We start from the raw sequence: 7,438 nt of genomic DNA, 5'->3' as shown, positions 1-7,438 counted from the left end.
CGCTGGCCTGGGAGGCGTGGCGGATGACGTCGTCGCGGGTGACCTCGCCGGCGAGGTCACCCGCGACGACGTCATCCGCCACGCCTCCCAGGCCAGCGTCTTCCGCAACATCCAGACCCCCGCCTGGGGCGACGACCGCGAGGAGCGGATCCCCGTGCGCGGCGTCCGCAAGGCGATCGCCGCCGCGATGTCGACGAGCGCATTCACCGCGCCCCACGTCAGCGTCTTCGTCGACGTCGACGCGACCCGCACCATGGAGTTCGTCAAGCGCCTCAAGAACTCGCCCGACTTCGCCGGCGTCAAGGTCTCGCCGCTGCTCATCATGGCCAAGGCCATCATCTGGGCCGTCCGCCGCAACCCCACCGTCAACTCCGCCTGGACCGACACCGAGATCGTCGTCCGCCACTACGTCAACCTCGGCATCGCCGCGGCCACCCCGCGCGGACTGCTCGTCCCCAACGTCAAGGACGCCCAGTCGATGAGCCTCCTCGAACTGGCCCAGGCCCTCGAGAAGCTCACCCTCGACGCCCGCGACGGCAAGACCACCGCCGCCGACATGCAGAACGGCACCATCACCATCACCAACATCGGCGTCTTCGGGATGGACACGGGCACACCGATCCTCAACCCCGGCGAAGTCGCGATCATCGCCCTCGGCACGATCAAGCAGAAGCCCTGGGTCGTCGACGGCGAGGTCCGCCCCCGCTTCGTCACCACGGTCGGCGGCTCCTTCGACCACCGCGTCGTCGACGGCGACGTGGTCAGCCGCTTCGTCGCCGACGTCGCCAGCGTGCTGGAGGAACCGGCGCTGCTCTTGGATTGAGCGGATTCCTCCTTCGTCGTCATCCGCTCCGCGGTCGGCTTTCCGAGGTGGGGCGTTTCGTGGAGCGGGGAGCGTACCGCTACGGCGATTCGCTGGAACGCGATTCGGCGGTGAGCTCGGCCCTGCGGGCGAGCGTGCGCTGACGTGGCTCGGCCCTGAGGGCGAGCGTGCACGGATGCGGCTCGGCCCTTCGCTGTCGAGGGAGGGCGGGTGGTCTCCGCTGAGGGTGCGGGGCACGGGCCGCGGCTGCGCCGGCGGGAGCGGGGAGAGCGGGGGGAACGGCAGCGGTCAGCGGGGGGCGACCGCGAAGGAGTGCAGGGCGAGGGCGTCGCTCAGGCGGGCGGCGACGCGGGCGCCGCGGACGCTGGTGCCCTGGGGGTCCAGCGGCGGGCTGACGACGGCGGCGCCGAGGCGGCCGGGAGCGGAGAGGACGAGGGCGCCCGAGACGCTCGACTTGGCGGGGACGCCGACCGCGCGCATCCAGCGGCCCGAGCCGTCGTAGACGCCGCACGTCGCCATGACCGCGACCACGTCGCGCGCGACCGAGGCCGGCACGACCCGCTCGCCGGTCCCCGGGTGCACGCCGCCGAACGCGAGCGTCGCGCCCATCGCGGCCAGGTCGCGGACGTCGACCAGCACGGCGCACGCCCGGGCGTACGCGGAGACGGCGTCGTCGGCGCTGCGGTGCAGGGTGCCCTCCGCGCGCATCAGGTGCGCGAGGGCGTGGTTCCGGTCGCCGAGCAGGTGCTCGTCGGCGGCGACGCTCTCGTCGACGGAGAGCGGGCGGCCGGCGAAGGCGGAGAGGCCGCGGAGGATCCGCTCGCTCCGGCCGTCGGCGTCGCCGCCGTCGACCAGGGCGGCGGTCAGCAGCGCTCCCGCGTTGACCATCGGGTTCGGCGGGCGCCCGGTGCCGCTCTCGAGCTTGAGGGCGTCGAAGGCCTCGCCGGTGGGCTCGATGCCGACGCGGTCGAGCGCGTCACCGCCGGTGTCGAGGAGCGCGAGCGCGAACAGGAACGGCTTCACGGCCGACTGGATGCTGAACCCCGACTCCGCGTCGGCGCTCGCGCGGACGGACCCGTCGGGCAGGACGAGCGCGATCGCGCAGAGTCCCGGGTCGGCGTCCGCGAGCGCGGGGATGCTGTCGTCGACCTCGCCCCCGTCGTCCGGCAGCACCTCCCGGCGCAGCGCCTCGAGGTCGAAGGCCAGGGGATCGGGGAGGGGGCTCATCCGTCCACTCTGTCAGGGCGGGGAGCCCGTCGCGTCCCGGGCCTCAGACGAGCCCGAACTCCGCGTCCAGCGCGTCCAGCTCCGCGGCGAACGACGCGCGCAGACTCTCCTTCTCGTCGGCGGGCAGCCAGGAGGCCTCCGCTCCGGTGAGCGCCATCGCGCGCAGCTGAGCGGCGGTCGCGCCGATCGGGCCGGCGGCGAGGCGGTACTCGTCGGCGAGCGTGGTCGGGAACATCCCGGGATCGTCGGAGCACGGCACGACCCGCAGTCCCGCGTCGAGCATCGCCCGGATGGACGCGCGCCGCCAGGGCCGCCAGGAGCGGCGCGAGGTCGTCGAGGCGACGGTGAACACGACGCCCTGCTCGCGGACGCGCTCGACGACGGCGGGGTCCTCGAGGACGAAGTAGCCGTGGTCGATCCGGTCGCAGCCCAGCAGATCGAGGCAGGTCGTCGTGTTGGCCGCGGTCGGGGCGTGCTCGGAGGAGTGGGCGGTCCGGCCCAGGCCGGCCTCCCCGGCGAGGCGGTAGGCGTCGGCGAAGCGCTCGGGCGGACCCGCCGTCTCGAGGTTGTCGAGCCCGATCCCCGCCACGTACTGGTGGGGGTGGCGGACGACCTCGCGGACCAGCTCGAGCGCCTCCTCCCCGCTGTGGCCCGCGGCCTGAGCCGGGACGGTTGCCGACGGGGCCCGCGGGACCGCGCGGCTCCGGGAAGCCGGACGCGGTCCCGCGGGTCGGACGTCGCTACGCCGTGAGCGCGACCGCCGTCCACGAGACGGGCGGGAGGGTCAGCGTCAGCACGCCGTCCTCGAGCGTCGCCGTGGCCTCGCGCAGGCGCACGCGGTTCTGGTCGTCACGCGTGTTCTTCGCGTAGGGGTCCTCGTCGAACAGGGCCAGCGCCTCCGCGATGCTCGAGACTCCGAGGCCGCTGACGTCGACGGTGACCTCGATCGGCTCCGTCTGCGACCGGTTCACCAGGAAGACGGCCGCGCGGCCCTCGTCGACGGTGGCGACGGAGTCGATGAGCGGAGCGTCGCCGTGACGGGCGGTCGAGTAGGTCCCCGCGTCGATCCGGGGGCGCAGCACCGAGCCGGAGGCCAGGCGCGCGGTGGTCGAGAACGGGAAGAACGTGGTCTGGCGCCACGCGGCTCCGCCCGGCTCGGTCATGATCGGCGCGATCACGTTGACGAGCTGCGCGAGGGAGGCGGAGGTGACCCGGTCGGAGTTCTTCAGCAGCGTGATCATCAGGTTGCCGAGGACGACGGCGTCGGCGACGGAGTAGACGTCCTCGAGCAGGTGCGGGGCGTAGGCCCACTCGCGGGTGCTCTGGTCGCCCTCGGCGTCGGCCTTCTCCTTGGCCTGCCACTCCTCGAGGTACCAGACGTTCCACTCGTCGAAGGAGAGCTTGATGTCCTTCGTCTTCTTGAGCTTGAACTTCACGTGGTCCACGGTCGCCGCGACGGTCGCGATGAAGTACTCCATGTCGAGGGAGGAGGCGAGGAAGGAGCCGAGGTCTCCGTCGTACTCCTGGTAGTAGGCGTGGCACGAGACGTACTCGACGTCGTCGTACGCGTGCTCGAGGACCACGCGCTCCCACTCGCCGAAGGTCGGCATCGACGAGCTCGACGAGCCGCAGACGACCAGCTCGAGCGAGGGGTCGGCGATCTTGAGGGCCTTGGCGGTGCGGGAGGCGAGCTTGCCGTAGTCGTCGGCGCTCATGTGGCCGACCTGCCAGGGGCCGTCCATCTCGTTCCCGAGGCACCACATGCGGATGTCGTAGGGCTCGGTCCCGCCGTTGGCGATGCGCTGGTCGGCGAGAGCGGTGCCGGCCGGTCCGTTGGCGTACTCGAGGACGTCCAGCGCCTCGAGGACGCCGCGGGTGCCGAGGTTGACGGCGTACATGATCTCGCTGCCGGTCAGCTCCGCCCACTTCGCGAAGTCGTCCAGCCCGACCTCGTTGGTCTCGAGCGAGTGCCAGGCCAGGTCGCGGCGGCGGGGGCGCTCGGAGCGCGGGCCGACGCCGTCCTCCCAGCGGTAGCCCGAGACGAAGTTGCCGCCGGGGTAGCGGATCGTCGTGGTGCCCAGCTCCTTGACCAGCTCGACCACGTCGAGGCGGAAGCCGTCCTCGTTCGAGGCGGGGTGGCCGGGCTCGTAGATGCCGTCGTACACGCAGCGGCCGAGGTGCTCGACGAACGAGCCGAAGAGGCGCGGAGTGACGGGGGCGACGACCGCGGCGGGGTCGAGGCTGATGCGCGCGGTGGCGGCGGAGGCGTCGGTCATGAGGGCCTTTCGGGCTTCGGGCTCCCGCAGCGGGCTCGGCGGCGAGCGGTCTTTCTAACGTTGTACACGATGGTCCGCCCCGCCTCCGCTGCTGTCAAGAGCGGCACGGGCCCCACCCGCCTCGCTGCGCCGCTGCCGAGGTCGGCAGACCTCCTCGCGCGTCGGCCCTCCCCGCCGCCGCTCAGCGCACCTGTGCTCGACTGGGCGGGTGCCCTCCTCCGATGCCGTCACCGACGCCTGCTCCGAGCTCGCCGACCGCGCCGACGCCCTCGCGGCGTCGCATCCCCGCCCGCGCGCGTTCGTCGCGGCCGTCGCGAAGGACGTCGCCGGCATCCGCAGCGCCCCGCTCGGCGCCCTCGACCTGGCGCACGGCGGCCGCAACCGGGTCCGGGGGAAGGGCTTCCGCCGCCCCTACGACGACGGCACCCGCGGCCAGGCCCGCCACTTCGCCGGCGTCGCGGGCGCCACGCTGTACCTCGGCGGCCCGCTCGCGCACCTGTTCCTCCGCACCGTCGGCGGCGACGTCCGCGGCTCGGCCGACGACCGGCTGACGACGCGGGCCGTGGAGTGGAGCCGGCTACTCCGCCGCGGCGAGCTGGCCGTCGCGGACGCGGGAGCGTGGATCCGCCGCGAGATCTGCGGCAGCGGGACCTGCGCCTAGGCCCCGGCCGACGCCCGGCCGACCGGCGGGTCCTCCGCGATCGGCCGGCCCGCGGTCGACTCCCGGGCGACCACGGTGAACGCCGCCTCGTGGAGCGTCCCGGGGCCGGTGCGGGTGCCCTCGATCCGGGCCTGCAGCACCTCGACCGCGGTGCGCGCGATCTCGTCGCGCCCCGAGTCCACGCTGGAGAGGCTGGGGGAGGAGTAGCCCGCCTCGTCGATGTCGTCGAAGCCGATCACCGCCACCTCCTCGGGGACGCGGACCCCCGCCTCCTGGAGCGCGCGGACCGCGCCGAGCGCGAGGGTGTCGTTGAGCGCGAACACGGCGTCGAAGTCGAGCCCGGAGGCGAGCACGCGGCGCATCGCCTCGGCGCCGCCGGAGCGCCGCCACGGGCCCGAGACGCCGATCATCCGCTCGTCGTAGGCGATGCCGGCCTCGGCGAGCGCGGCGCGGTAGCCCTCGAGGCGGAGCGACGCCGAGCTGACGGCGGCGTCGGGGTGGGTCCCGAGCGCCACGATCCGGCGCCTTCCGGAGGCGAGCAGGTGCGCGGTGGCCGCGTGCGCCGCAGCGGTGTTCTGCATGGTGACGTGGTCGACCAGCCCGGTGAAGATCCGCTCGCCGAGCAGCACCAGGGGGAAGCCGACCGCGAGTGCGTCCTCGTCGGCGAGGCCCAGCGGGCTGAAGAGCAGGCCGTCGGTGAGCTGCCGGCGCTCGCTCGCCAGGACGCTCCGCTCGCGCTCGGGGTCGCCGCCGGTCTGCTCGATCAGCACCGTCAGGCCGCGCTCGTCGGCGGCGCGCATCACGCTGTCGGCGAGCTCGGCGAAGTAGGGGAGGCTCAGCTCCGGCAGGGCGAGGCCGATCACGCCGGTGCGGCCGCGGCGCAGGCTCCGCGCGGAGAGGTTGGGGCGGTAGCCCAGCTGCGCGATGGCCGCCTGCACCCGGGAGCGGGTGGCCGGGCGCACATGCGGATAGTCGTTGATCACGTTCGAGACGGTCTTGATCGAGACGTCGGCGGCGCGGGCGACGTCGTGCAGCGTGACGGCCACGGTCCTCCCTCCGCTCGGCCCTCACGCTACCCCGGGGCTCCGCTCCGGCCTGTCGCGGATCGACGCCGGGGCGGCGTGCGGGCGGGGCGCGCCGCCGGAGCAGGACGCGCCCCGCGGCCGATCAGGTGTACCAGCTGGGCTCGGGGACGGTGTCGAGCAGGGCGAAGACGCCGACCTCGCGGCGCTTGTAGGGCAGCGGATCGTGCAGGGAGTGGGTGCGGAGGTTCCGCCAGTAGAGGTCGAGTCCGACCGAGCTCGCGGAGGCGCGGGCGCCGGTCAGCTCGAAGACGCGGGTCGCCGTCGCGAGGCCGTCCTCCACGATCCGCGCCTTGGCCGCGGCGATCCGCACGGCGATCTCGCCGCGGCGCCGAGGCGTCAGCTCCTCGCGCGGAGCGTGCAGCGCGGCCGAGAGCGCGGCCCCCGTCGCGTCGATCAGCGCCTCGTCGGCCCAGAGCCGGGACTGCAGGTCGCCGTATCCCTCGAGCACGTACCACTCGTCGCCGGCGCGCTCCTTGTCGTCGCCGCCGTACGGCCAGGCCCGGGTGCGCTCGCGGGTGTACTGCGCCGCGCGCTCGAGAGCTCCCTGCGCGATGCCGAGGTAGAACTCGGCGAAGACCTGCTGGATGACGGGCACGTTGAGGGTGTTGTAGACGAGCGGACGGTAGACCTTGTCGACGAAGCCGGCCGCGGCCGCCCACGGCACGCGGACGCCGCGGATCTCGACGGAGCCGGACTCGGTGAGCCGCTGGCCGAGGCTGTCCCAGTCGCGGCCGAAGACGATCCCCTCCTGATCGGTGGGGACGATCGCGAAGAGGTGGGTGTCCGTCCCCTCGAGCACCCCCTCGAGCACGGTCAGGTCGCTGATCACGCCGCCGGTCGAGAACGACTTGCGGCCGGTGAAGACCAGCTCGTCGCCCTCCTCCCGCACGATGAGGTCGGAGTCGCGCGGGTTCACCGCGCCTCCGTAGAGGAGGTCCCCCTCGGTCGCGAGCTGCTCGACCGCGATGATCTGCTCGGGGGTCCCCACGAGGCGGGCCGCCCAGGCCCAGAGGTAGTGGTAGCCGAGCAGCTGGCCGATCGAGCCGTCGCCGCGCGCGACGGTGCGGACGACGCGGAGGGCGGTGGTCCACTCCTGGGCGCCGCCGCCGTGCTCGGCGGGCCCGAGCAGCGTGACGAGGCCGGACGCCTTGAGCAGGGCGACCTCGGCGAAGGGGGCGGCGCCGGCGCGGTCGCGCTCGAGGGCGTCGGTCGCGAGCACGGCGGCGACCTCCTCGGCGCGGGCGAGCCAGGCGTCGGGGGAGTCGGGCCGGGGGGCGGTCGACCAGTGCTCGGCGGCGGCGCCGATCGTCGTCGCGGCGTCGGTGGTCGTGGGTGCGGTGGTGGTCACGGTGTCCTCGTCTCGTCG

At 74.0% G+C, this 7,438-nt stretch carries 6 protein-coding genes and 1 pseudogene; 2 read left to right on the top strand and 5 right to left on the bottom strand.

Annotated elements, in window-relative coordinates:
• Positions 1 to 823: dihydrolipoamide acetyltransferase family protein (locus tag C5C95_RS13635; RefSeq protein ID WP_146082197.1), on the top strand; the 823-nt coding region annotated here is incomplete at its 5' end.
• Positions 824 to 1,111: 288 nt separating this feature from the next.
• Here C5C95_RS13635 and glsA read toward each other — a convergent pair.
• From glsA to C5C95_RS13620, 3 genes and pseudogenes are all read right to left on the bottom strand, one after another.
• Positions 1,112 to 2,050 carry a glutaminase A gene (glsA, locus tag C5C95_RS13630; RefSeq protein ID WP_104324656.1) on the bottom strand — a complete coding sequence of 313 codons (939 nt, stop codon included), beginning with the start codon at positions 2,048 to 2,050 and terminating at the stop codon, positions 1,112 to 1,114.
• 43 nt (positions 2,051 to 2,093) lie between these two features.
• Positions 2,094 to 2,678, bottom strand: a pseudogene (locus C5C95_RS13625) (adenosine deaminase); the annotation flags it as partial.
• Positions 2,679 to 2,790: 112 nt separating this feature from the next.
• Positions 2,791 to 4,326: an alpha-N-arabinofuranosidase gene (locus C5C95_RS13620; RefSeq protein WP_104324654.1), complete on the bottom strand. Its 1,536-nt coding sequence runs from the start codon at positions 4,324 to 4,326 to the stop codon at positions 2,791 to 2,793.
• Positions 4,327 to 4,534: 208 nt separating this feature from the next.
• Here C5C95_RS13620 and C5C95_RS13615 point away from each other — a divergent pair, with 208 nt between their 5' ends.
• Positions 4,535 to 4,987, top strand: a complete 453-nt coding sequence (locus C5C95_RS13615) for a hypothetical protein (protein ID WP_104324653.1) — start codon at positions 4,535 to 4,537, stop codon at positions 4,985 to 4,987.
• Here C5C95_RS13615 and C5C95_RS13610 read toward each other — a convergent pair.
• A complete protein-coding gene (locus tag C5C95_RS13610) occupies positions 4,984 to 6,033 on the bottom strand; it encodes a LacI family DNA-binding transcriptional regulator (RefSeq protein WP_104224545.1) in 1,050 nt (349 codons plus the stop codon). The two genes, C5C95_RS13615 and C5C95_RS13610, sit on opposite strands and share 4 nt — an antisense overlap.
• Positions 6,034 to 6,154: 121 nt before the next feature.
• Complete coding sequence (locus C5C95_RS13605) at positions 6,155 to 7,420, bottom strand: acyl-CoA dehydrogenase family protein (protein WP_258072671.1); 1,266 nt, start codon at positions 7,418 to 7,420, stop codon at positions 6,155 to 6,157.
• Positions 7,421 to 7,438: the final 18 nt, after the last annotated feature.

The sequence above is a fragment of the Rathayibacter sp. AY1B7 genome (genome assembly GCF_002932735.1).
GTDB lineage: Bacteria > Actinomycetota > Actinomycetes > Actinomycetales > Microbacteriaceae > Rathayibacter.
The sequence above is the reverse complement of the archived record's forward strand: the minus strand, read 5'-3'. Positions and strand labels throughout refer to the sequence as shown.

What these genes read in the sequence shown, in the direction of transcription:
- C5C95_RS13620 (WP_104324654.1), bottom strand. Translation starts at nt 4,326, where the DNA reads ATGACCGACGCCTCCGCCGCCACCGCGCGCATCAGCCTCGACCCCGCC.
- glsA (WP_104324656.1), bottom strand. Translation starts at nt 2,050, where the DNA reads ATGAGCCCCCTCCCCGATCCCCTGGCCTTCGACCTCGAGGCGCTGCGC.